The sequence below is a fragment of the Variovorax paradoxus genome (assembly GCF_030815855.1).
Lineage (GTDB): Bacteria > Pseudomonadota > Gammaproteobacteria > Burkholderiales > Burkholderiaceae_C > Variovorax > Variovorax paradoxus_M.
Genome location: NZ_JAUSXG010000001.1, coordinates 2,037,162 through 2,059,746, shown reverse-complemented (window position 1 = coordinate 2,059,746; position 22,585 = coordinate 2,037,162). Strand labels below are relative to the sequence as shown.

At 66.4% G+C, this 22,585-nt stretch carries 21 protein-coding genes; 17 read left to right on the top strand and 4 right to left on the bottom strand.

The annotated features are described in order from the left end of the window. Positions 1-121: 121 nt before the first annotated feature. The 3 genes from pabB to QFZ42_RS09585 all read left to right on the top strand — a co-directional run bounded on the left by pabB (position 122) and on the right by QFZ42_RS09585 (position 3,905). Entirely contained in the window at positions 122-2,305 is a 2,184-nt protein-coding gene (gene pabB / locus QFZ42_RS09595; RefSeq protein WP_307700739.1) for an aminodeoxychorismate synthase component I, read from the top strand. Further along, positions 2,298-3,161, top strand: a complete 864-nt coding sequence (locus QFZ42_RS09590; protein ID WP_307700738.1) for a DMT family transporter — start codon at positions 2,298-2,300, stop codon at positions 3,159-3,161. Before pabB ends, QFZ42_RS09590 begins: the two co-directional genes overlap by 8 nt. A 147-nt stretch (positions 3,162-3,308) precedes the next feature. Continuing rightward, positions 3,309-3,905 (top strand): acyl-homoserine-lactone synthase, encoded by a 597-nt coding sequence (locus tag QFZ42_RS09585; protein ID WP_307700737.1) that lies wholly within the window; start codon positions 3,309-3,311, stop codon positions 3,903-3,905. 42 nt (positions 3,906-3,947) lie between these two features. On the opposite strand, the gene QFZ42_RS09580 is transcribed toward QFZ42_RS09585, so the two are convergent. Then, complete coding sequence (locus QFZ42_RS09580; RefSeq protein ID WP_307700736.1) at positions 3,948-4,658, bottom strand: autoinducer binding domain-containing protein; 711 nt, start codon at positions 4,656-4,658, stop codon at positions 3,948-3,950. Between the two features lie 320 nt (positions 4,659-4,978). On the opposite strand from QFZ42_RS09580, the gene QFZ42_RS09575 reads away from it, so the two are divergent. Next, complete coding sequence (locus tag QFZ42_RS09575) at positions 4,979-5,959, top strand: helix-turn-helix domain-containing protein (protein WP_307700735.1); 981 nt, start codon at positions 4,979-4,981, stop codon at positions 5,957-5,959. A gap of 108 nt (positions 5,960-6,067) precedes the next feature. On the opposite strand, the gene QFZ42_RS09570 is transcribed toward QFZ42_RS09575, so the two are convergent. Both QFZ42_RS09570 and QFZ42_RS09565 read right to left on the bottom strand, forming a co-directional pair. After that, the gene (locus QFZ42_RS09570) at positions 6,068-6,967 is read right to left on the bottom strand and encodes a ParB/RepB/Spo0J family partition protein (RefSeq protein ID WP_307700734.1); all 900 of its coding nucleotides are present in this window, start codon (positions 6,965-6,967) and stop codon (positions 6,068-6,070) included. Beyond that, on the bottom strand, positions 6,964-7,752 hold the full coding sequence (locus tag QFZ42_RS09565; RefSeq protein ID WP_307700733.1) for a ParA family protein: 789 nt from the start codon (positions 7,750-7,752) through the stop codon (positions 6,964-6,966). The genes QFZ42_RS09570 and QFZ42_RS09565 overlap by 4 nt, the downstream gene beginning before the upstream one ends. A gap of 322 nt (positions 7,753-8,074) precedes the next feature. Between QFZ42_RS09565 and QFZ42_RS09560 the strand changes: the two genes are divergently transcribed. The 13 genes from QFZ42_RS09560 (at position 8,075) to QFZ42_RS09500 (ending at position 21,939) form a co-directional block, all read left to right on the top strand. Further along, entirely contained in the window at positions 8,075-8,557 is a 483-nt protein-coding gene (locus QFZ42_RS09560) for a hypothetical protein (RefSeq protein WP_307700732.1), read from the top strand. Continuing rightward, entirely contained in the window at positions 8,554-8,886 is a 333-nt protein-coding gene (locus tag QFZ42_RS09555) for a TrbC/VirB2 family protein (protein WP_307700731.1), read from the top strand. The genes QFZ42_RS09560 and QFZ42_RS09555 overlap by 4 nt, the downstream gene beginning before the upstream one ends. A 13-nt stretch (positions 8,887-8,899) precedes the next feature. Further along, a complete protein-coding gene (locus tag QFZ42_RS09550) occupies positions 8,900-9,268 on the top strand; it encodes a type IV secretion system protein VirB3 (RefSeq protein WP_307700730.1) in 369 nt (122 codons plus the stop codon). 12 nt (positions 9,269-9,280) lie between these two features. Then, positions 9,281-11,788, top strand: a complete 2,508-nt coding sequence (locus QFZ42_RS09545; protein ID WP_307700729.1) for a VirB4 family type IV secretion/conjugal transfer ATPase — start codon at positions 9,281-9,283, stop codon at positions 11,786-11,788. Beyond that, positions 11,781-12,512 carry a type IV secretion system protein gene (locus QFZ42_RS09540; RefSeq protein WP_307700728.1) on the top strand — a complete coding sequence of 244 codons (732 nt, stop codon included), beginning with the start codon at positions 11,781-11,783 and terminating at the stop codon, positions 12,510-12,512. The genes QFZ42_RS09545 and QFZ42_RS09540 overlap by 8 nt, the downstream gene beginning before the upstream one ends. 235 nt (positions 12,513-12,747) lie before the next feature. Continuing rightward, the gene (locus QFZ42_RS09535; protein WP_307700727.1) at positions 12,748-13,797 is read left to right on the top strand and encodes a type IV secretion system protein; all 1,050 of its coding nucleotides are present in this window, start codon (positions 12,748-12,750) and stop codon (positions 13,795-13,797) included. Positions 13,798-13,950: 153 nt separating this feature from the next. Next, positions 13,951-14,673: a virB8 family protein gene (locus QFZ42_RS09530; RefSeq protein ID WP_307700726.1), complete on the top strand. Its 723-nt coding sequence runs from the start codon at positions 13,951-13,953 to the stop codon at positions 14,671-14,673. Next, positions 14,670-15,512 carry a TrbG/VirB9 family P-type conjugative transfer protein gene (locus tag QFZ42_RS09525; protein WP_307700725.1) on the top strand — a complete coding sequence of 281 codons (843 nt, stop codon included), beginning with the start codon at positions 14,670-14,672 and terminating at the stop codon, positions 15,510-15,512. Before QFZ42_RS09530 ends, QFZ42_RS09525 begins: the two co-directional genes overlap by 4 nt. Further along, the gene (virB10, locus tag QFZ42_RS09520; protein WP_307700724.1) at positions 15,509-16,840 is read left to right on the top strand and encodes a type IV secretion system protein VirB10; all 1,332 of its coding nucleotides are present in this window, start codon (positions 15,509-15,511) and stop codon (positions 16,838-16,840) included. The genes QFZ42_RS09525 and virB10 overlap by 4 nt, the downstream gene beginning before the upstream one ends. Next, positions 16,809-17,957, top strand: coding sequence for a P-type DNA transfer ATPase VirB11 (virB11, locus tag QFZ42_RS09515; RefSeq protein ID WP_307700723.1), 1,149 nt, complete (start codon positions 16,809-16,811; stop codon positions 17,955-17,957). The genes virB10 and virB11 overlap by 32 nt, the downstream gene beginning before the upstream one ends. Beyond that, positions 17,950-19,878, top strand: coding sequence for a type IV secretory system conjugative DNA transfer family protein (locus QFZ42_RS09510; RefSeq protein WP_307700722.1), 1,929 nt, complete (start codon positions 17,950-17,952; stop codon positions 19,876-19,878). The genes virB11 and QFZ42_RS09510 overlap by 8 nt, the downstream gene beginning before the upstream one ends. Before the next feature lie 62 nt (positions 19,879-19,940). Then, positions 19,941-21,155, top strand: a complete 1,215-nt coding sequence (locus tag QFZ42_RS09505; RefSeq protein WP_307700721.1) for an LPD7 domain-containing protein — start codon at positions 19,941-19,943, stop codon at positions 21,153-21,155. A 91-nt stretch (positions 21,156-21,246) separates the two neighbouring features. Next, the gene (locus tag QFZ42_RS09500; protein WP_307700720.1) at positions 21,247-21,939 is read left to right on the top strand and encodes a TraX family protein; all 693 of its coding nucleotides are present in this window, start codon (positions 21,247-21,249) and stop codon (positions 21,937-21,939) included. A 168-nt stretch (positions 21,940-22,107) separates the two neighbouring features. On the opposite strand, the gene QFZ42_RS09495 is transcribed toward QFZ42_RS09500, so the two are convergent. Then, positions 22,108-22,287 (bottom strand): hypothetical protein, encoded by a 180-nt coding sequence (locus QFZ42_RS09495; RefSeq protein WP_307704333.1) that lies wholly within the window; start codon positions 22,285-22,287, stop codon positions 22,108-22,110. Positions 22,288-22,585 lie beyond the last annotated feature (298 nt).

The following is a 22,585-nucleotide window of genomic DNA, read 5'->3' as shown; positions in this document are numbered from 1 at the left end:
GGGACCTGCAGCGTCCCCTTCGGCAAGCTGCCCACGCCGAGCAACTAGCACATTGCGCAGTTGCGACGCGGACACGGATCTTCAACGATGCACAGCTCCGCTTACCGCCAAGGAGCATCCCATGCGCACGCTGCTGATCGACAACTACGACTCGTTCACCTACAACCTTTACCAGTACCTGGCGGCCTGCAACGGCGAACCGCCGATCGTGCTGCGCAACAACGAGATGCACTGGGACGAGGTCGAGCGCATGCACTTCGACAACATCGTGATCTCGCCGGGGCCCGGGCGTCCGCAGCGACGCGCCGACCTCGGCATCTCGGCCGATGCGCTGCAGCGTTCCCGCAAACCCGTGCTCGGCGTCTGCCTCGGCCACCAGGCCATCGCCCACCACTGCGGCGCCCGGGTCGATCTGGCGGTGCGGCCGATGCACGGACGCCTCGATCGTGTGTCGCACGCGCAGCGCGATCTTTTCGCCGGCATTCCGGACCGCTTCGAGGCGGTGCGCTACCACTCCCTCGCGGTCACGCAGTTGCCCTCATCCCTGGAGCCGCTCGCCTGGACGTCCGACGGCACACTGATGGGATTGCGCCACGTCTCGCTGCCTTGGTGGGGAGTGCAGTTCCATCCGGAGTCGATCTGCACCGAATTCGGCGCCCGGCTGCTGCGCAACTTCAGGGACTTGACGCTGGAATGGCTCGCGCAGGCGCCGCGACGCGAGGCACGGGATCGCTTCGGACCCGCATTGCACCTTGAAGGTCCGCAGGCGTTGTCGCTGCACGCGGAGTGCATCGACACCGCGGCCGATGCCGAGGCCGTGTTCATGAGCACGTTCGCTCAGAGCGATTGCGCTTTCTGGCTGGACAGCAGCCTCGCCGAAGCCGGGCGGGCGCGCTTCTCCTTCATGGGCGATGCGAGCGGTCCGCGCTCCCAGGTACTGTACTACCGCACCGCGCCCCGCGAACTGATGGTGCGCCGGGGCGACGTCGTCCAGGTGCGCGACGAGAGCATCTTCGACTACCTGCGCGACCATCTCCCGGGCCAGTCGCCGGCGGGCCCGAAACTTCCCTTCGACTTCGCCTGCGGCTTTGTGGGCTACTTCGGCTACGAGCTCAAGCGCGAGCTCGACGGTGCACGCGCCCACGACGCGGACACCCCGGACGCGGTGTGGATCCTCGCAGACCGCTTTCTTGCCTTCGACCATCTCGAGCAGCAGGTCTGGATCGTCTGCCTCGATGAGGACGCACCATGCAATGAGAATCGCCGCTGGATGCAGGCCATGCACGCGCGACTGGAAGAAGCACAGGTGGCGCGGCCGGAGGAAGGCACAGACGCGGCCCGCGAGCTGCATTCATTGGCTTGGCGGGTGGACCTAGCGACCTACCGCGAACTCATCCTGCGCTGCCAGCACGAGATCCTGCAGGGGGAGACCTACGAGGTCTGCCTCACGAACCAGCTGGTCGGCGAAGGACGCATCCGACCGCTGGAGGTTTATCGGGTCCTGCGCAGGCACAATCCGGCGCCTTATGCGGCCTACCTGCGCATCGGGGGCTATGCCGTGCTGTGCGCCTCGCCCGAACTCTTCCTGCGCATCTCCGGCGACCGGGAGGTGGAATCGAAGCCCATCAAGGGGACCGCGGCGCGCGGCGCGACGCCGGCGGAAGACGAAGTGATCGCGGACGCCATGGTCGCCGACGAGAAGACCCGCGCGGAGAACCTGATGATCGTCGACCTGCTGCGCAACGACCTCAACCGGGTCTGCGAAGTCGACAGCGTTCACGTGCCGAGCCTGTTCGCGGTCGAAACCTATGCCACCGTGCACCAATTGGTCAGCACCATCCGCGGGAGGCTGCGAGCGGACCTGGGGACCATCGATTGTGTGCGCTCCGCCTTCCCCGGCGGCTCCATGACCGGCGCCCCCAAGGTGCGCACGATGAGGATCCTGGACGAACTCGAAGATGCCGCGCGCGGCATCTACTCCGGCAGCATCGGCTATCTGTCGCTCGACGGCGCGGCCCAGCTCAACATCGTGATCCGCACGCTGGTATCGGCCAACGGCCGGATCTCCATCGGTGCTGGCGGTGCCATCGTCGCGATGTCCGACCCCGATGCCGAAGTCGAGGAGATCGTGCTGAAAGCACAGGCGCTGTGGGATGTTCTCAGGCGCTGCGGTGCACCGCTCGCCACGCGGCCAGGGACGGGCGTGGATGCAAGTGTCGCAAGCGCATCGGTGCTCCCGGAGCCGCCACGCGACCCTATGGCTCCGCACACCACTCCGACGCCGCCACCGTCCGCCCATGGCTAGCGCGCAGGCCAATCGCCGGGGGATCCTGCTCATGCTGGTGGCCATGGGCTGCTACGTCCTCAACGATGTCTTCGTGAAGCTGGTCGCGCAAAGCCTGCCGCCCGGGCAGGTTCTTGCCGTGCGCGGTGCGTTCGCGACCATCTTCGTCCTGGCCATCGCGCGGGGCACGCGCGGTAGCTGGCGAATGGCACTGCGCCCGCTCGTGGGGGTGCGCTGCGGACTCGAGGTCACGACGGCCCTCACCTCCGTGGTCGCCCTGTCGCTGGCGCCGCTTGCCACTGTGAGCACGCTCATGATGACCGCACCACTGATGATCGCCGCCACGGCGATGGCGCTGCGGTGGGAGCCCTGGCGTGGTGGGCGTCTGTTGGCTGCTGCCGCGGGATTTGGTGGCGTCCTGCTGGTCATCCAGCCGGCTGCGCGGCCGGATGTCCCCGCGGCCGGTCTTGCCTGTGCGCTGTTATGTGCCGCCTCGTTGGCGGCCCGCGACCTGGTGACGCGACGCATCCCCGCCACGATCCCTTCGTCGACCATCGCGGTCGCGACCACGCTGGCCGTGTGCCTGGCGGGCCTGCTGCTGGGTCTCGTGGAACGCTGGACGACGCTCACGCGGTACGAGCTCAGCATGCTCGCGGCGGCTGCGGGTTGCGCGGCGCTGGGCAACTACGCGCTCATCGTCGCCTGCCGCGGCGTCGATCTCTCGGTCGTCACACCTTTCCGCTACAGCCTGATCGTCTGGGCCCTGCTGCTGGGATACGCGATCTGGGGCGACATGCCTCGGCCCCAGGCCGCCGTCGGCGTGCTGCTGATCGTCGCGGCCGGCGTCTTCACTGTCTGGACCGCGCGGCGTCCGTAGGTAAGAAGTCCCCACTGTCCCCGTGCCATGGTGTCGCAGGCGGTCGATGAAGCGCTCGTCGCGGCGTTCGCCGCCCTATCAACTCTGACAGTGTCCCCGCGTCTGTCATCACGCTGTAATGCGGGCCTCATTCAACGAGGTGACCTCATGGAGATCATTGCGGGAACGATCGACTCTTTCACGGCAGACGTGCTGTTCGACATGGCACGCTACCGGCACGAGATTTTCGTCGAGAAGCTGGGCTGGAAGCTCGATACGCGCGGCCGGCTGGAGCTGGACGAATTTGACCGGAAGGACACCATCTATCTGATCGCGCGCAATACGGACGGGGAGATTGTCGGCACGAGCCGCCTCTTGCCCACGCACCGGCCCTATCTGCTCGCCAGTGTCTTTCCTCAACTGCTCGGCGACACGCCCGCGCCGTGCTCGCCTGACGTCTGGGAACTGTCGCGATTCGCCGCTGCCGATTGGATGCGGCTCAGCGCGGGCGAGAGTCCACACGGCTGGTCGCTCGCGCTCGACATGCTGAGCGTCGCGATGCGGACTGTTGCCAAGCAGGGAGGACGGCGGCTCATCAGCGCCTCGCCACTGGGCATCGAGCGCATCCTGCGCCGCGCGGGCCTGTCCGTGCACCGCGCGGCGCCGCCGGTGCTGATCGAGGGCCAGCATCTCTTTGCCTGTTTCATCGACGTGGACACGAACTGGCATCCGCGCCAACACCGGCACGCCGACGCGGTCGGTTGAGTCCCCTGCAGCCGGGCTGGCGCGCCCCCTGCGGCCCTCCAATCAGTTCAGGAGCCCGAGCCGTGAAGCGAACGCCGCGGCCGAACTCTTGGTGGGCGCACCCAATCTGGCCATGGCGTTCTGCAGATGAAATTCGACCGTGGGTTTCGAGATGCCAAGAATGGATGCGATCGCATCGCTCGTCTTGCCATCACCCGTCCAGCGCAGCACCTCGACCTGTCGTCCGCTCAGCGGCTCGATCCTCTCGAGCGGGCTGCCTCCCAGAAGGCGGCAGAACGCGCGGTGGGCGGTATGCACCAGCCACTGCAGCAAGGGGTCCTTGGCGAGCATCTCCGCGGCCGTCAGTGGTTCGCCCGACCTGGCAAGCGTCAGCATGCCGACCCGCGCATCGGGCTCGAAGACCGATTGCGCCCAGCCAAAGCGCAGGCCGAACGAGCGCGCCTCGTCCCACATCTGTGGGGCGTTCCGGAAGACTTCGTTGTTCCAGACCACGGGCGTGCCGCTGTGCACGCCGTGAGCGACCGTGGGATCGATCTGGAGGTATCCGGCATCGATGTAACGGCGGTTCCACCGCTCGTCGTACGTGCTGAACATCAAGGTCTTCTGTCGGGTGAAGGGCACGAGCGTGCGCAGCCCGTAGGCGCAGTGCTCGAAGCCGAGGTGCCTGGTTGCCACGCTGATCTGCGCGAGCACCTCCGAAGGCTCGCTGGCCTGGCTCAACCGACCAAGAACATCCTGAGTCCAATCGTTCATAGGTGCGCTTCCTGTGTCGTCGGCAACCCCGCCCTTTTCGCGAGTACCGTCGAGGCTCCCGGTGTGGAGTCCGCCAGGAAGAGAAGACCAGCGGCTTCAGCCTTTGAACCGACCCGCGCCGGGCCGGCCTGCTGCTCGCCCCCGGCGGCCACTCAGCATGTGATGGAGGCAAGGGTGCGACAGTCTAGGAGCGCATGGCCGAGCCCGGAGGCAAAATTCACCACCATTTCTGCCAATCTCGCGAGCTCCCCTTCGTGCACTGGCGCGGTGCGGCGCAGCGTCGTGAGATTCCGGATTGATCCTCCCTACGGTGGCTCCTCATGATGCACAAGGTCTGGTTCCTGCTACTTCCCGGATTCCTTCTTCTCGACATCATCCGCATGCTCGCGGTCTTCAAGGCCGCCAATGCCGCCTTGCGCAGGGCGCGCGGCAAGCTCGCCGGCTACGACGTTCGATTGGCCTCGGCGACGGGCGGCCAGGCCCTGAGTTCAAGTGGTGTGGCACTCTCGACGCGTGCATTGCCGCACCGGCTCGTCGGTCGGGCGAGCACGCTCTTCATCAGTGGCGAGCCCGATCCGGGCTCGGCTGGACCGGCGGGCGGGCGGCGTTTGCGCGAATGGCTCTCCTGGAACCGGAGGCAGCTGAGCCGCTGCGCCGTCCTGGGTGCCCGAGCTTTGCTGCCGCGTACGCCAGACGTCCACGCCGTGCGGCGACAAGGCCGCGCCGCACCGCCGGCGCCGCGCCGTGGGCAGGGCGCAGACCTGTCCGCGGCTTGCACCAAAGCGCATGGCTGGCGGGTCATCGAACCGGGCCAGGGGGAAGACCTGGCGCTGTCGTGGATCACGGAGGACCGAGGTGCTGCATTTGCGGACATGCTCGCCACGCGCCTTGCCGGACCACGCCGCCGTCGCTACGGCATGCCACGCCGTCGCCGGATGTCAACCGAGCCGCCCGCGATCGATGCGCGCATCGGCACGCTGCATCAGTGGATCGCGGCGCATCTGCAGGAGAACCTCAGCGTCGCCCGATTGGCGCAGGAGGTCCACATGTCCGCACGCTCCTTCGCACGCTTCTACGAACGCGCGACGGGTCTGTCGCCCGGGCGTGGCGTACAGCAGATGCGCCTCGACGCCGCCCGCCGCCTGCTCGAGACAAGCCCACTTCCCCTCAAGACCATCGCTGGGCAATGCGGCTACGGGTCCCAGGAGGTGATGCGCAGAGCCTTCGTTCGCGACCTGCAGATGACGCCGCGCGAATACCGGCGGCGGCTCGCCACGATGAAAAGTGCAGGCGCGGCCTAGCAGGCGTAGGCCTTTCCCGGCGCAACAGCGACTGCCCGTCGCCGGACCGCCCGCCACGACGCGCGCACGTCAGGCGCCAAAACTCGTCAACCGACGGCCGCCGCACCCCTAATCTTCTGTGGCCCAGCACACCAGCCGCAAGTCCGCCAGCGGCAGCAAGGCACGCGTGCCGTCGCCGAAGCGGACCTCTCCGACGTCGCCGTCCTTCGCCTTGACGCGCAGCGATCCGCGCCGTCCGCCGTGCTCCACCACAAGCACCGTGCGGCCGGCGCTGATGACCTTGGCAAGGCCGCTCCCGGGCGCCGCTGGCATCGAGCCGCGGAGGGACTGGGACGGCGGCGGGCGATGTCTTGCCTGCGCACGTCCGATCGGCTCGCCCCGCGCCAGCAGTTCCTCAAGTTCATGCGGGCGATCTTTCGCGATGGCCACCAGCTCGTAGAGCAATCGCACGTCCCCGCCGACCCGCCCGTCCTCCACCGCCTGCCGCAATTGCGGCGGTGCGTCGCTGAGCCGAGCGGCCTCGGTGATGAAGGAACGCGGTTTGCCCAGGCGGCGCGCGATCTCGGCGCGCGAATGGCCCTCCTTTTCCCGGTCGGCGATGAAGGAAGTCAGATCAAATGGCGACATGTCCTCGCGGTGCAGGTTCTCCGCGGCCTGGGCGAACGGGTCGACCCGCTCGTCCACGAATGCCGGGACTGTGGCGAGCCCTGCCTGGCGCGCGGCGCGCACCCTGCGTTCGCCGCGGTTGACGATGTATCGGTCCGCATGTTCGGGATGGCGTCGCAACGATACCGGCTCCAGCACGCCATGCTCTTGGATCGATGCGGCAAGTTCCTCGATGCGTTCGCTACGGATGCGACGGCGGGGCTGGCGAGGGTCGAAGTCGATGCGGTCGAGCGCCACCTGCATCGGTGTGCCCAGGCCCGCAGAGGCCGCTTCGCCCGTGAGCAGATCAGCCGCCCTGAACTGCGACAGCGCACTCAGGTCCAGCCCGTCGGGCGCATTCATGGCTGCTCGTCCGCAGGCACCGGCATGCTCGAGGCGTCGATGCGTTGCTGCAGCAACTCGAACACCTGCATCACCTCGAGGCTCGCCTCGCGGGCCGCGCTCTTGGGCAATCGCCACACCGGCACGCCCGCGGCCAGCGCCTCGGGAATGGCCGAGCGGGTCGAGATCCGTGCCGGTATCACGAACTCCCGGAAGTTCAAGGCCAGATCCTGCATCGCGGCCTTCTGCCGCAACGAATGCGGATTGAACCGGTTCAAAACGATGGCCGCCAGCCGCAGTTGCGGGTTGTAGCGCTGTCTGACGCCAAAGATGGTTCTGAGCATGTCGGCGACGCCATCGATGCTGTACTCCTCCAGCTCGATCGGGCAGGCCACGGCATGACCGGCGATCAGCGCCGCGCTCATGCGCAAGCCCAGTGCTGGCGGCGTATCGATCACGACTGCGTCGAATTCCTGCGCCAGGCGAATCACGTTCCTGCGAAATGTGGGAATCACGACTTCCGCCCTCGCGAGTTCGACGTCGGCCAGCTTCTTGCTGCCCGGTACCAGGGCAATGGTCTGCGCGCGGGCCGGGACGATCGCGCCCATGTCCCCACCGAAAAGTTCCACCGCCTCGACGATCGCCGAGGACCTGCGCAGCGATTTCGAGCTGTTCGCCTGCGCGTCGAGATCGATCAGACACACCGACTGGCGTCGCATCTCGGCCAGCCAGCATGCGTACAGCACCGCCAGGGTCGACTTGCCGACGCCACCTTTCTGGTTGCCGAAGATGACCACGTTGCCCATGACTTGCTCCTCAGGCCTCGACGCGAACCATGCGGGTCCTCTACACCACATGGCACGCTGCGCGGCTGCCGCCGAAACCTGCGACAGGGCCATCCCGGCGCAGGGCGGCCCTGCCTCGTTGGTCCGTGATGGATCGCCGTGCCGCGTCGCTCGCGAATATCGCCGCCCCACGCTTTGCGATGCCACTGTCAAAAACAATAGTCGACACACGCATGCGCGGAGGTGGACATTGCGCCACATGCAAGCACCCGATGTTCAACGCAGGCACGCGACCGACAAAGGCCGATATGCGGCCTGGCCTCCCGTGCTTGTTGTCGCTGGCTTGACGACGCACGCCTGCGCCCTGTGGGCACAGGCAGAGCCCGGCACATCCCAAGTCGTCGGTCCCCAGCAGCAGGCGGCGCGCGACCACGACCGCATCGCGATCCTTCGCGAAGAGCTCGGGAAGTCGCAAGCGCAATTGGAGGATCTCGCGCGCCGTAGGGCTGAGCGGCTCGCCGCGTCCGATATGCAGGCAGCGACCGAAGCCGAGGCGCAGCGCGTTCGCACGCTCGGCGATATCGCGGCCATCCAGCGAGAGATCGCGTCCACCTCGCGTACCTCCGCCCAGACCGCGGCGGTCAAGCCCATGGCCGCTCAGGCCACCAAGGGCCCTGCCCCCGCCGGCAAGCGCGCGGCGCCGACGCCCTGGTGGGACGTCTACGGCGGCAGCCGGCGCATTGACCCGTCGGCTTCGGTTTCTCTCACGCCCCCGTCCGGGCAAGTGCCCGCGGGATCTTCCTCGGCCACTGGAGTCACGCCATGACCGCATGCTCGATCCACCACATCCGGCCCCCAGCGCGATTTGGCGTCCGAACCCGATGGATCGGATGCCTGCTCATCGCCGTGCTCGCGGCCGCACCTGCCGACATCGTCTGGGCCGGAAGCCCGTTCGCGACAGGCGCCAACGCGACCCAGCAGCAACTCGTTGCCATCCTGACGCCGCTGGCGGCGGTCGCCGTGATGGTCTCCGGCGCCATGGCTTGGTTCGGCCGCCTGAGCTGGTGGTGGATGGTCGCCGTCGTGATCGGCACCGTGCTGGTCTTCGGCGGCCCCCAGATCGTCTCCTGGATCCGGGGTCTGTTCGGGGTGTAAGGGAGAGCGAACCGTGAGTCGCAACCAGGGCATCGCTGCGGATCCTCTGTTCGTCGGCATGACACGGCCGTCGATGGTCTGGGGCGTCACCTACTCGGCCATGATGTTCAACATCGTCGTCACGACCGAGTCATTCATCGTGACCAAGAGCCTCGCGTGGCTGCTGGCCTTCGTGCCGATCCACGGGGTCCTCTACCTGGTCTGCCTGTACGAGCCGCGCTTCTTCGACCTGCTGCAGCTGTGGGGCCGCACGCGCCTGCCCGCCATGCTCGGCGGCAACCTGCGGTTCTGGCGTGCGAACTCGTACAGCCCCCTGGCGCTGGACATGCCCAACTGGCGGGGGCGCCGCCGCATGCGGACTTGGCCCGTGGCGGTGGTCTGACAGGGCATCGCCATGAAGCTGCTGTCACGCTCCGAGCACACGCTGCGCCGCGAAGCCGGCGCCGCAACCATGATCCCGCTGTCGTCGCATGTGGACGAGCATGTGGCCCGGACGCGCGCGGGCGACTATGTGCAGACGCTGCGCTTGGCCGGCACGAGCTTCGAAAGCGCGGACGACGATGACATCAACGGCTGGCACGAGCGCCTCAATGTCCTGCTGCGCAACATCGCCTCGCCCAACCTTGCCCTGTGGACCCACGTGGTCCGGCGTCGCGAGACAGCCTATCCGGCCGGGCGGACGGTTCCCGGGTTCGCCGAGGAGATCGAGCAGCGGTACCGCCGCAAGATGGCCGGCGAGCGGCTGATGGTCAACGAGCTGTACCTGTCGGTCGTCTTCCGGCCGCAGCCGACCCGCATAGGCAACGCCGCATTGCGGCTCTTCAGGCGCGCGGACCCGGAGGGTGCGCAGGCGGAACTGCGCGATGCCCTCGATGCCTGCGGCAAGCTGCGCCAGGAGCTGCTCGCGGCTCTGGAGCGCTACGACCCCGAAGCACTGGGCATCTATCGGCCGCACGAAGAGGATGTGCTGTTCTCCTCCCTGATGGAATTCCACGGCCTGCTGGTCAACGGGGAATGGCAGCGCATGCCGCTGCCTCGCTCACCCCTCAACGAGGTCCTGGCCACCACCCGGCCTTTCTTCGGCAACGAAGCCATGGAATACCGCACGGGCACCCAGACGCGGATCGGGGCATTCCTCGGCATCAAGGAGTACCCCACGCCGACAGCGCCGGGCATGTTCAGCGCGCTGCTGACCGCCCCCTTCCCCTTCGTGTTCACGCAAAGCTTCACCTTCCTGGCCAAGGGCACGGCGACCGACATGATGAGCCGCCAGCATCACCGGATGGCAGCCGCCGGCGACCTGGCCGTCTCGCAGGCCGAGGAGCTCAAGGACGCGCTGGACGACCTGATGAGCAACCGCTTCGTGATGGGCGACCACCACTTCAGCCTGCATGTGCTGGCCGACACCTACGACGGCGTCGGCGAGGCCGAAGGCCGGCCCCGCCTCAAGCAGCTCAACGACAACGTGGCCCGCGCCCGCTACCTGCTGGGCGACACGGGAATGGTCGTGGCGCGCGAGGACCTCGCGCTGGAGGCGGCGTTCTGGGCGCAGCTGCCGGGAAACTTCGGCTACCGCAGCCGCAAGGCGCCCGTGACCAGCCGCAACTTCGCCGCGATGTCGCCCTTCCACAATTTCCCGACCGGCCGGGCGACGGGCAACTACTGGGGCGATGCGCTGGCCATGTTCATGACCCGTGCCGGCTCGCCCTATTACTTCTCGCTGCATGCGTGCGACCCGCGCAGCCCAGACGGCGGCAGTCGCCGCGACGTCGGACACATTACCGGAGTCGGGCCGGTCGGTACCGGCAAGACCACGCTGCTGGGCTTCTGCATGGTGGCGATCTGCAATCGCCTCGATGCCACGCAGGTCATCTTCGATAAGGACGAAGGACTGCACATCCTCGTGCGAGCGCTGGGCGGCCAGTACCTCCCGCTCAAGAACGGCGTGCCGACCGGCTGCAATCCGCTGCAGCTCGACGATGCGGTCACCGACAACGTCGAGTTCATGCGGCACTGGCTCAGGCGCCTCGTCATGCGAACGCCGACCGATACCTTGAGCGTCCGTCAGGAGGACGACCTCGACCAGGCGTTGCATGGCACCCTGAAGCTCGAACGCTCGTTCAGGCGCCTGTCCCGTCTGGTGGCCTTCCTCGACATCACGGACCCCGAGGGGATGCACGCGCGCCTTCGCAGATGGTGCGCCTCGGAGCGCGGCGACTATGCCTGGGTCTTCGACAACGATCGCGACGACGTGGCTCCGCTGCTGGCCCGGCACGCCTTGGTCGGCTTCGACGTGACCGACTTCCTCGACAACGAAGCCGTGCGTGCGCCGCTGACCATGTACCTCTTTCATCTGGTCAACCGGATGGTGGATGGCCGCCCGCTGGTGTGCTGGATGGACGAATTCGCCAAGCTCCTGAGCGACCCGGCCTTCGCGAAGTTCGCCAAGAACGGCCTGGAGACCTGGCGCAAGAAGAACGCGAACATCGCCACCTTCACCCAGAGCACCAGCCATGTGCTCGATTCCAGCATTGCGCGTGCGATCGTGGAACAGACGCCCACGAAGATCCTGTTCCCCAATCCGGAGGCGGACTACGACGAGTACACCCAGGGCTTCAACCTGACTGACAGGGAGTTCGCGCTCATCAAGCAGGAACTCGAGCCTGGCTCTCGGCAATTTCTCATCAAGCAGAACCATGTCAGCGTGGTCGCACAGCTCGATCTCCACGGCTTCGATGACGCCTTGCACGTCATCTCTGGGCGCACGAGCAATGTCCGCCTCATGCGCGAGTGCATCGCGACCTTCGGACCGGATCCCGACAAATGGCTTGCGCCCTTCCGCAAGGCGTTGGCCGACCGCCCTCCCCGTTCGCTCTTACACCAGGAGAACTCCCATGCGTAAGTTCCTTGTTGCCCTCCTCCTCGTGGCGGCTTCGCTCGCACCGCTGCATGCGAAAGCCGGCATCCCGGTGATCGACGTCACGGCCGTCGCCAACCTGATTCAGCAGGTCATGTACTGGCAGCAGCAGATCTCCGGGATGCAGAAGCAATACGACCAACTGAAGGAATCGAAGGACCAGCTGACCCAGACCCACAACGCGATGACGGGAAGTCGCGGCATGGAGCAGTTGCTGCCCACCTCGGAACTCGCGCGCAACTACCTGCCGCCCAGCTATGGCGAGCTGATGAACACGCTCAACGGCACGTCGGCCGGCTATGCGGGGCTAGCCAGCCGGGTGCAATCGATCATGCATGCCAACAGCATCCTCTCAGGAACCCAGATGGAGGCGCTCAGTCCGGAGTTGCGGCTGATCGTCGAGCAAGGGCGGCAGTCGGCAGCACTGCTCAACGGGATGACTCAAAGCGCATACCAGAACACCAGCCAGCGTTTCTCGGCGCTGCAACTGCTGATCAGTCGCATCGCTTCCGCACAGGACCCCAAGGCGATCCAGGACCTGCAGGCAAGGATCCAGGCCGAGCAGAACATGCTGACCAATGAGCAGACAAAACTGCAGAGTCTCTATCAGATTGCAAGAGCCGAGGAAGCGGCCCAGCAGCAGCGCACTCGGGAGCAAGTCATCTCAGGCCATGGCGGATTCAACACTCGGTTTGTTCCCAATTCGTGAATCGTCATGTCCAAATCAGCGATCGTCATCGTTGTGATTGCAGTACTTGCCGTGGGAGGCGTTTATCGCTTCCTGAGGCAGGTCTCGACTCCAGCCGCGTCCCCCGCTAGCGGAGCGTCCGAAACAACCGAGCCGGCAGTATCAAGGGCCGAGCATGGGGACTTCCAGAATCGATTTCAGCCGACGATGCCGCCTCCTAGTGGCTCCGGGAAATAAAAGTTCGACGAGGCGAGCAATGTTCTTTCAGCAATTCTGGACGTGGCTCAACGAGCAATTGACCGAATACCTCGCGGCCAAAACGGCGACTGTGGCCGGTGTCATTGAGCCTGCAGTGGTAACGCTCGCCACGATCTACGTAATGCTTTGGGGATTCCTCAGCCTGACCGGAAGAGTTCAAGAACCGATATGGGAGGGGGTCAAGCGCATCTTCTTCATCGCGATCGTACTGGGCGTAGGTCTGAGACTTTGGCTTTACAACGGAGTCATCGTGGACACTTTCTTCAACGCACCGGTCCAACTTGCGGCAGAGATCACAGGTGCATCGAGCCCTGTGTCCGTGATTGATGCGATATGGGACAAAGGCGGGACCGTTGCTTCAAATCTTTGGAACAAAGGCGGTGTATTGAACGGCGACTTTGGCTTCTATTTGGCTGGAGCCATCGTCTACTTCATCATCGGAGGCTTGGCCGTCTACGCGCTCTTTCTGCTTGTTTTGTCCAGGCTCGCGTTGGCATTGATCCTCGCCTTGGGGCCCGTTTTCATCTGTCTGCTTTTCTTCGAAGCCACACGTCGATTTTTTGAGGCGTGGATTGCCCAGTTGGCCAACTATGCACTGGTCGCCGTCCTAACCTCTTTGGTGGCGAGCCTCATGCTCCAGATCGTTTCTTCTTACGCCGCGCAGACGGCCGCACGCGGCGCAGCCATCGTGACTGTGGATGCACTGAACATGGTGCTGTGTGCTTCGCTGGTGCTGCTGGTCATGCGCCAGATCATGTCTATCGCGGCTGGGCTTGCGAGCGGCATCGCACTCAGTTCATTCGGCCTCGCGAGCGGACTGGCGCGGTGGGCAATGGGCGGGGCCAAGCGCACCAGCTACGAATTCGGTCGCGGCGTGCTGGACGGATTGCGGCGGGAACCGCGTAGCCGCTGGGATTCGTTCCGCCGCTTGGCAGGCAATCGTCTTGGTGCCGGCGTGGCTTCTATGGCTAGTGTCGGCGCTGCGCGTCACGGCGGCACCGTGCTTCCAAGAGAGCAGGTCATGCCGGGCCTGTCGCGCAATCGCTAGCGGAGGGCGGGCAGATGAAGCCTTCGACAATCCTTTCTTTGTTGGCCCTTCTGCTGGCTGCATGCGGCACTCGCCCGCCTACGCCGCCGGATTGCGAAGGTTCGCTCACACCGATCAACATCCCGAACGGCGTTTCTGAATCAGGAGCAATCCATGCGCCGAAACGCCGCCCTTGAAAACTACCTGAGCGAGGCCCAGAGCTGGGAACTTGACCGCGCGCGCCGCGCGGAGCGATCAAACAAGATCGCCTGGACCGTCGCCGCAGCGGCGACACTGGTCGCGATGCTCTCGGTCGCTGCCGTCAGCGGACTCACGCCGCTGAAGCAGCCCGTTCCTGTTCTCATCCGTGTCGACAGCAGCAGCGGGATCGTCGACGTCGTTCCCACCTACGAGGGCACGACCGACATCGAGCAGGTGGTGACTCGCAACCTGCTGCAAAACTACGTGATCGCGCGCGAGCGTTACTTCTACGGCACCGCGGAGGCGGACTACGAACTGGTCGCCGCTCAGAACTCGCCTCGGTTGAACCAGGAGTGGGCCGCTTCGTGGGCTGCCGACAACCCGGCCTCACCTCTGAACGCCTACAAGGATGGCACGTCCATCCGCTCGCAGGTGCGATCGGTCACCTTCCTCAAGCTGGAGAGCGGGAAGGACAAGCTGGCACAGGTCCGCTTCGCCCGCTCGACGCGCGCAGGCGGCACCGGCGAGGAGCAGACCAGCCACTGGGTCGCCACGATCGAGTTCGCCTATGTCCCGCCATCGACGGACAACAAGATGCGATCGCTCAATCCACTGGGCTTTCGCGTCGTCGAATATCGCCGCGAGCCCGAAGTCGCCCCGGCCAGCGCTGCACCCAGCAGGCAGGAGGCGCGATGACGCCCCCGCGCATGCACCGCAGGTCTGCCTTCGCGATCGGATTGGCGGCAAGTCTTGCGTTTGCCGCGCCGCACGGCCGAACCGCGACCATGCCGCCGGCGGGCAAGGTCGATGCCCGGGTGCGTATGGTTGCCTACAACCCCGAGGATGTCGTGACTTTGCAGGGCTACGTCGGCTACCAAATCCATCTGCAGTTTGCCGAAGGCGAGGAGTTCGTGAACCTCGGCGCTGGCGACAACGGTGCCTTCGATGTCGGCGCCGAGCGCAACCACTTCTTCATCAAGCCCAAGGAAGCGCGCGCCTCGACCAACTTCACCCTCCTCACGAACCGGCGGGCCTACCACTTCGACTTCCTCGTGTCTTCCGTCGCGCCCGCGGGCGCTGCGACCAAGCGCATGGTGTATTCGATTCGTTTCACCTACCCGGAGGACGAGGCCCGTGCCGCGGCGGCGGATCAGGAGCGACGCCGGACCGAGGTGCGCCTGAACGAGGAGGCCTCCGATCGCCCTCGCAACGCCGACTACTGGTTCTGCGGCAGCGATTCGCTCAAGCCCGTGAGTGCCCACGACGACGGCTTGCAAACGCGACTTCGCTTCCAGGCGCAGTCCGACTTTCCGGCCATGTTCGTGCGCAACGATGACGGATCCGAGTCGCTGCTGAACTTCAGCATCGAAGCGGATGAGGTGGTGATCCACCGGGTGGCGCGTCGCTTCGTACTGCGGCGTGGTGGCCTGGTCGGCTGCGTGGTCAACCGGTCGTTCGTCGGCGGCGGCGTGCGCACCCCGCCCCACACGAGCGCAGAAGATGTGCGGCGCACCACGACGGGAGAACAGCCGTGACCTGGATCGGCCAGCCTCGCCGCGGCACCCGAATGGATCCGCCGACGCATTCCGATGCATCCGAGATCGACCCCGGCACCGGGGAGATCCTGTCCGGACAGACCGAGCCGGCCACCGGAAGCGCCGCATCCCGCATCGCCGACGAGCGCGCCACGATCCGAGGCGAACGCGCCATGCCGTCGGTCAACCGCGAGCGCTCTGTCCAGTCGCGCATCAGCGGGTTCCTGGCGCTGGCTGTGATCATTCTCCTCGGCGGCGGCTTCCTGTTCTGGTACTACAACACGCAGTACACCAAGACCCGCGAGGCCGAAGAGGCCGCGAGAAAGGCGGCCTCGGCACGCGCCGGCGGCGAGATGAAGGTGCCACCGCTCGGCCGCATCGATCCCCCGAAAACACCGCCGGAGGCGCCGCCCATCGTCAGTACTCCCCCCGCCCCGTCGACCGCGGCCGTCAACGCGGGCACCCCGCAGAAGACGCCCGAGCAGATCGCGCTGGAACGGCAGTTGGGCACCCCGGTGCTTCGGCGCACGCAGTCCGCCCAGCCCTCGGGCATTTCAGCACAGCACGCGTTCGCAGATCCGGCAGCCCTGCCCGCCGGCGGCGTGCCAGGCATGTCCCAGCTGTTCGGCGCGCTGCAGCCGCCTGGCGCCGGCTCGGCCGCATCCGGCGGCGGTCAACTTGCCGCGAGCCTCCGGCCGACGCCGACCCCGGCGGTCCTCGCCCAGATCCTGCCCACACGGCGCATGCTTCTGCCCAAAGGCGCATTCATCGACTGCACGCTGGAGACCGCCATCGACTCCACCTACGAGGGCATGACCACCTGCATCGGCGCCAGCGACATCTACGGGGCTGACGGCAAGGTCGTGCTGCTGGAGCGCGGCACCAAGTACGTGGGCGAGCAGCGCGGAACGCCGCGGCAGGGACAGGGCCGCGTCTTCATCGTGTGGAACGAAGCGCGCACCCCGACCGGCGTCGTGGTCCAGCTTGCCTCCCCCGGAACCGACGAACTGGGGCGCAGCGGGTTGCCCGGTTTCGTCGACACCCACTTCTGGGATCGCTTCGGTGCCGCGGTCCTGATCTCGGTGATCGACGGCACGATGCAGGCGATCGCCGCCCAGCAGCAAAGCGGCACCCGGGTCGGCAGCGGCGGCGGCCTGGTGCTCGGTCCGCAGGGCAGCCGCGACGTCATGACGGAGGTGCTGCGCAGCACCGTGTCGATTCCGCCGACTGTCATCAAGAACCAGGGCGAGCGAATCCAGATCCTGGTCGCACGCGATGTGGATTTCAGGAGCGTCTATGCGCTTCGAAGCGACCCAACCAATCCCTGAGCGCAACCCCTGCGCCGCCACCGGCGAACTGCCATTGGCGACCGGCTCCGTGATCGCCGCGGCACTCGCGGAGCCGCCCTCGTCCCTTGTCCTTTTCCTTGGTCCGCTCGGTCGTCTTTTGGACGATCCCGAGGTCACCGAGATCTGCATCAACGAGCCCGGCGTGGCTTTCGTGGAACGGCAGTCGGGCTGGCTGCGCGAGGAGTTGCCGTTCGCGAGCTTCGACTGGTGCATGGCCATCGCCAAGCTCGTGGCCAACTTCACGCACCAGCGCATCTCGGCCAACGAGCCGCTCCTGTCCGCCACCCTCCCGGGCGGCGAACGAATCCAGATCGTGCTGCCGCCGGCGACGCTGGAGCGGACCGTCTCGATCACGATACGGCGTCCGTCCCACACGCTCTGGAGCCTCGAAGAGCTGGCGGATCTGCGCGTCTTCGAGCCGACATGCAGCGTCCCCGCCTGCCCGCTGCGGCCAACCGATCTGGACAACCTGGCACCGGAGGACCGGGAACTGGCGGGGCTTCTCGCATGTCGCGAGTTCGTGCCGTTCCTGCGCCGTGCTGTGCAGTGGCGCAAGAACATCCTGTTGTCCGGTGCCACCGGCTCCGGCAAGACCACGGTCGGCAAGGCGCTGATCCTCGAGGTGCCACCCGAGGACCGTCTGATCACGATCGAGGACGTGAAGGAACTGTCGCTGCGCAACCAGCCCAACCATGTGCGGCTTTTCTACTCGCAAGGCGCCCAGGGGCAAGCCGAGGTCACGCCCGGCCAGCTGCTCGCCGGTGCCAAGCGGCAGCGCCCCGACCGGGTGTTCGTGTCCGAGTTGCGGACCGGCGAAGAGGTCTACGACTACCTGGTGTCTGTGAACACCGGCCACCCCGGCTCGATCACCAGCGTGCATGCGGACAGCGCGGCGATGGCCTTCGTGGCGCTGGCGCAGTTGATGAAGCGCAGTCAGGCGGGCCAGGGCATGAGCACGCGCGACGGCGTGGAATTGGCGCAGATGAGCGTGGACATCGTCGTGCAGTGCGCGCGCGAGCGCAGGGAGGGCCGGCTGCGGCGCATCGTGCGGGAGATCTGGTATGACCCTGGCACCAAGAACCGACGGCTTGCCTAGCCTTTTCAGGATTGCGGTCGCATTGCTGGTGGCCGTGATCGTCGGCGTCTACGTCGCAGGCCACGCGTTCCTGATGGCGATGAAACTGCCGCCGCAGCAAGTCACGCTGCTCACGCTCCACGCCTACTGGCAGGCCTACGGCGATCGGCCGGAGGTGCGCCGCGTCCTCGTGGCATCGCTGGCGGGATCCCAGGGCCTGGTGCTGGGCTTGGTGGGCGTCGCCATGCTGCCGCGTCGCCGGCCGCTGCACGGCGAGGCCCGGTTCGCGAGCCGGCGCGAGATCGCGCGGGCCGGGCTGCTGCAGGAGCACGGCATCATCCTCGGGCGCCTGGGCAACCGCTATCTCGTGCTGCCCGGCCAGCAAGGTGTCGAGCTCGAAGCCCCGCCGCGCAGCGGCAAGGGCGTCGGCGTGGTCATCCCCAATCTGCTGAACTGGCCCGGCTCTACCATCGTCAGCGACATCAAGGGCGAGAACTTCGCACGCACGGCGGGCTTTCGCGCGGCCCATGGGCAGGAGGTGCACCTGTTCGATCCTCTTTCCGAGCGCGAGTGCTCGGCACGCTGGAATCCGCTGGGCTACGTGTCCGAGCAGCCCTACCGCTGCATCGACGACCTGCAGCGCATTGGCACGATGCTCTTTCCCGATCCGCAGGCCGGCGACCCCTTCTGGAGCTCTTCGGCCCGGTCGCTGTTCCTGGGCATTGCCCTGTACCTCTTCGAGACCCCGGGCGCCACACGCACCCTCGGCGAGGTGCTGCGCCAGGGCATGGCCAGCGACGCAGAAGGCTTCCAGAAGCACTGGAAGCGCGTGATCGATGCCTGCGAGCGCGCGGGCTATCCGCTGTCGCAGGAAGCGGTGCAGAGCCTCTATGACGTGATCGATCTGGCGCCCACCACGGCCTCGAGCATCCGCAAGACCTTCACCAGCCGCCTGGACCTGTGGCTCAACCCGATGATCGATGCGGCCACCTCGGCCAACGACTTCGACCTGCGGGACCTGCGCAAGCGTCCGATCTCGATCTATGTGCAGATCAATCCCGACAATATCGCCCGGCTGCAGCCGCTGCTGAACCTGTTCTTCCAGCAGGCGATCGGGCTTCAGACGCGCGAGCTTCCCGAGAGCAACCCGCAGCTTCGCCACCAATTGCTGCTGATGCTCGACGAGTTCGCGGCGCTCGGGCGCATCCCGGTCATCGCCGATTCCACGGCCTTCCTGCCGGGCTACAACGTGCGCACCGTCGTCATCGTGCAGGCCCACTCGCAGCTGGTCGAGAAGTACGGCATCGAGGGCGCCAAGTCGATCCGCAAGATGCTGGCCGCACGCATCGTGTTCCCGCCCAAGGAGTACGAGGACGCCGAAGCCATCTCGCGCGAGCTGGGAACCTACACCGTCCGGCAGAAGAACGTCAGTCGCCCGATGTGGGGTGGCGCAGGCAAGGCGCCGACGGTGAGCATCAGCGAGCAGCCGCGGCGCTTGCTGCTGCCCCAGGAGGTCAAGGAGCTCGGGACGGACCGGATGCTTCTCTTCCACGAAGGCCTTCGGCCGGTGCTGGCGCACCGTGTCCTCTACTTTCGCGACAGGTTCTTCGCGCCGCGCGAACGGCCGCCGCCGCCGGTGCCCAAGCTCGATGTGGGCAGGCGCGGTGACATCCTCGCGCCTGTTCGGCCGGCCGTGACCGATGACGAGCAAGACGCCGCTGGCATGAGTTCCGGATTCACCACTGGCGCCACGCCCAAAGGCGGTGGGCCGGCACCAGCGAACCCAATGGCCGCGACCGCGGGCGGCGACGCGGTCGCCGACGACCTGCAGCTGGACGATTTCTCATTCGACTTCGATGACGTGGAGATTCCCACCGAGAAGCTCAGCGAGGAGGACCTGAAGCGCCATGCCGACGAGTTCATGGCGCACATCCTGGACTGACGCCCTCCGCTCAAGTCTGAAACCAGGGCACCCCGAACAGCACGCATGCGAAAGGAGCCGCGATGTCCACAGACCAACCTTCCGGAAGCCCGCAGCCGTCCGGCAGCGCGAGCGCTGCCTCGCAGGACGAGGCCGGCGCCGTCCAGGGCGCAGCGCCTCAGGCGGGACGCGGCCGTCCCCGCGTGCCCGATGCCATCGAACGCCGTTACCTGCGCGTCGACAACCGGTACTTCTTTCCGGACCGCACCCTCGCCTTCATCGACGACGGCGCCCGCATCCGCGTGCGGACCGAGAACCGCGAGGTGCTGCACGGCGTGGTGGCAATCGCCGAGGCGCGGGGCTGGCGGGCCCTCACCGTCAAAGGCACCGAGAGCTTCCGGCAGGGCATGTGGCGCGAAGCCGCGTTGCGCGGCATCGAGGTCCGAGGGTACAAGCCGACCGAGGCCGAGATTCTCCAGATGCAGCGTGCCTTGAAGCAATCGCCACCATCGCGTGAAATGGGCGCCGCTCAGACGCCGGCAACCCGGACAGCACCGGAGGAACGCGGGGCAGCGATGGCGCGCGATGGTTCACGCGGCCGCGGCGGGGCCCACGATGCCGCGCCAGATCCGACGGAGATGCCGCAAGACCATCGATCGCCGCGCACGGCCCCCGGGTCGACCGTTCAAGGGATGCTGGTTGCAGCGGCCGCCGCACCCTACCAATTCGATCCGGCGCAGCGCATGTCCTTCTACGTGAGGGTCCGCACCGAGACTGGCGATCGCACGGTTTGGGGTTCGGACCTCGAACGCGCCCTCGCGGAATCCGCTTCGCAACCTCGCCTCGGAGAACAGGTGGTCCTCACAAGGCACGGCGCGCGTCCGGTGAAAGTCCTGGTGGCGCAGCGCAATGCGCAGGGCGAGCTAACTGGAGAGAAAAGAATCGTCACGCAGCGTGCCGTATGGCGCATCGAGACACCGGACTACCTTCGCGCCATGGACGAGCGCGCGATGCGCATACGAAGCTGCGAAACGGTGTCCCCCGAGATCCGTCGTCAGCATCCACAACTGGCCGCCGCGGCTGCCGGCCTGGCGTTGGCCGAGCAGTACGCGACGCGCGTGTCCAGAGATCGGGACTCCCAGCAGCGGCTGGTGCAACTGATCCGCGAACGCATCGCCGACGCGCTGGCACAAGGCCATTCGATCCATCTCCCGGATCGCCGCCCGCATCCCGCACCCGTGTATGTGCGCCGGCGCGCGGCCAGAGACCGAGGAGCGCTCGGCCATGAGCGCGTCTAGGCGGCGCGGGACCACACCATCGAACGACGGCCGGCAAGTGAAGGCGCGAAGAAGTTCCGAAAAAACCACCCACGTGTGCGAGGGCTTGTCGATGCCCTCCCTGGCGAAGCCCGCAGCGCCCGCGACGGCCTGGTCGATCTCGGACGGCTCCCTGGAGGCGCTCAAATGGGTCGGCTTGGTGCTCATGACCGGCGATCACGTCAACAAGTACCTGCTGCAGGACGCGAGCCCCACGCTCTATGCACTGGGGCGCATGGTGATGCCGCTCTTTGGCTTCGTCCTCATGGCCAACCTGGCGCGGCCCGGCGCGTTGCGAGCCGGGATGCATCTGCGCGTCATGAGACGGCTGGCGATCTTCGCGCTGCTGGCGACACCCGCTTTCGTTCGCCTTGTCGGCTGGTGGCCGTTGAACATACTCGTGACGCTCTGGTTGGCAACCTTGATCGTTTGGCTCCTCGAATGCGACGGCGGGGTGGCGCGTGTCGCGGCATTGATCGCCATTCTCATAGGAGGTGCGCTGGTGGAGTTCTGGTGGCCCGCACTGCTCTGCTGCCTCGCCGCCTGGGGGTTCGCGCGCCGTCCCGATGGGGTCAGGATGCTCTTGTGGGCCCTGGCGACAGCCTCGCTCGCCATCGTCAACGGCAACCTTTCCGCGCTGGCCGCCCTGCCCTTGATCTTGGGCGCCCGGCATGTCGACATTCCGTTGCGCCGCTGTCGATGGGTCTTCTACGCCTACTACCCTGCGCATCTGTCACTGATTGCCATGGTGCTGAGCCCCGCATGACTGGAAAGAACCAGTGGCAGCCTTCACAAGCGACTGCAGAGCTTTCGAGCGATGTTGCATGTCAGCTCGGCAAGGCAAGCGCGCTTCCGCCGCCATGATCGAACTGTGCAACCTGAGCGAGCGACGCCCATGCAGGCCCGATCCGTCCCACGCAACTCGCTCTCGGCGTCAACGCACTAGAGGCTTGTCGGTATTCCGGTTGAGGATGCCTCGGCCGCCAACTTGCCCTCCGAAGGCGGCGGCCGTCTGCGCCATTACCGTTCTCGCGTCGACAAGGTCCATGCGACTGACGTAGTCGCGCTTGAACTTGTTCACGAAGCTCTCGGGCATGCCGTTCGCGACGGCCACCTTGCCCTCATGGGGCCGGCTGGATTGGCGCCGTTTCGGCGCCTTCCTTCGGACGCGCGATCGGACGCACTCGGTAGTCGGCGACTGCGCACGCACCGGCGATCCACGCCTCCATTTCGCTGAGGTGCGCCGTCTGATCGGCCACGAATGGCCGAAAGCTCAGCGGCCCGTTCGGACCGTCCACCGCACCCAAGACCGGGAAGCGGAGCTCGCCAGGTCCCGACTCGCTCACCATGACAGCCATCTGACCCATCTTGAACTCCCTGTGTTTGAGGAGTCGTTGTACGCGGGCGTGGCG

Bases quoted from the DNA above. Each gene is read 5' to 3' on its own strand.
- pabB (WP_307700739.1), top strand. From the start codon at position 122: ATGCGCACGCTGCTGATCGACAACTACGACTCGTTCACCTACAACCTT.
- QFZ42_RS09590 (WP_307700738.1), top strand. From the start codon at position 2,298: ATGGCTAGCGCGCAGGCCAATCGCCGGGGGATCCTGCTCATGCTGGTG.
- QFZ42_RS09585 (WP_307700737.1), top strand. From the start codon at position 3,309: ATGGAGATCATTGCGGGAACGATCGACTCTTTCACGGCAGACGTGCTG.
- QFZ42_RS09580 (WP_307700736.1), bottom strand. From the start codon at position 4,658: ATGAACGATTGGACTCAGGATGTTCTTGGTCGGTTGAGCCAGGCCAGC.
- QFZ42_RS09575 (WP_307700735.1), top strand. From the start codon at position 4,979: ATGATGCACAAGGTCTGGTTCCTGCTACTTCCCGGATTCCTTCTTCTC.
- QFZ42_RS09570 (WP_307700734.1), bottom strand. From the start codon at position 6,967: ATGAATGCGCCCGACGGGCTGGACCTGAGTGCGCTGTCGCAGTTCAGG.
- QFZ42_RS09565 (WP_307700733.1), bottom strand. From the start codon at position 7,752: ATGGGCAACGTGGTCATCTTCGGCAACCAGAAAGGTGGCGTCGGCAAG.
- QFZ42_RS09555 (WP_307700731.1), top strand. From the start codon at position 8,554: ATGACCGCATGCTCGATCCACCACATCCGGCCCCCAGCGCGATTTGGC.
- QFZ42_RS09545 (WP_307700729.1), top strand. From the start codon at position 9,281: ATGAAGCTGCTGTCACGCTCCGAGCACACGCTGCGCCGCGAAGCCGGC.
- QFZ42_RS09540 (WP_307700728.1), top strand. From the start codon at position 11,781: ATGCGTAAGTTCCTTGTTGCCCTCCTCCTCGTGGCGGCTTCGCTCGCA.
- QFZ42_RS09535 (WP_307700727.1), top strand. From the start codon at position 12,748: ATGTTCTTTCAGCAATTCTGGACGTGGCTCAACGAGCAATTGACCGAA.
- QFZ42_RS09530 (WP_307700726.1), top strand. From the start codon at position 13,951: ATGCGCCGAAACGCCGCCCTTGAAAACTACCTGAGCGAGGCCCAGAGC.
- QFZ42_RS09525 (WP_307700725.1), top strand. From the start codon at position 14,670: ATGACGCCCCCGCGCATGCACCGCAGGTCTGCCTTCGCGATCGGATTG.
- virB11 (WP_307700723.1), top strand. From the start codon at position 16,809: ATGCGCTTCGAAGCGACCCAACCAATCCCTGAGCGCAACCCCTGCGCC.
- QFZ42_RS09505 (WP_307700721.1), top strand. From the start codon at position 19,941: ATGTCCACAGACCAACCTTCCGGAAGCCCGCAGCCGTCCGGCAGCGCG.
- QFZ42_RS09500 (WP_307700720.1), top strand. From the start codon at position 21,247: ATGCCCTCCCTGGCGAAGCCCGCAGCGCCCGCGACGGCCTGGTCGATC.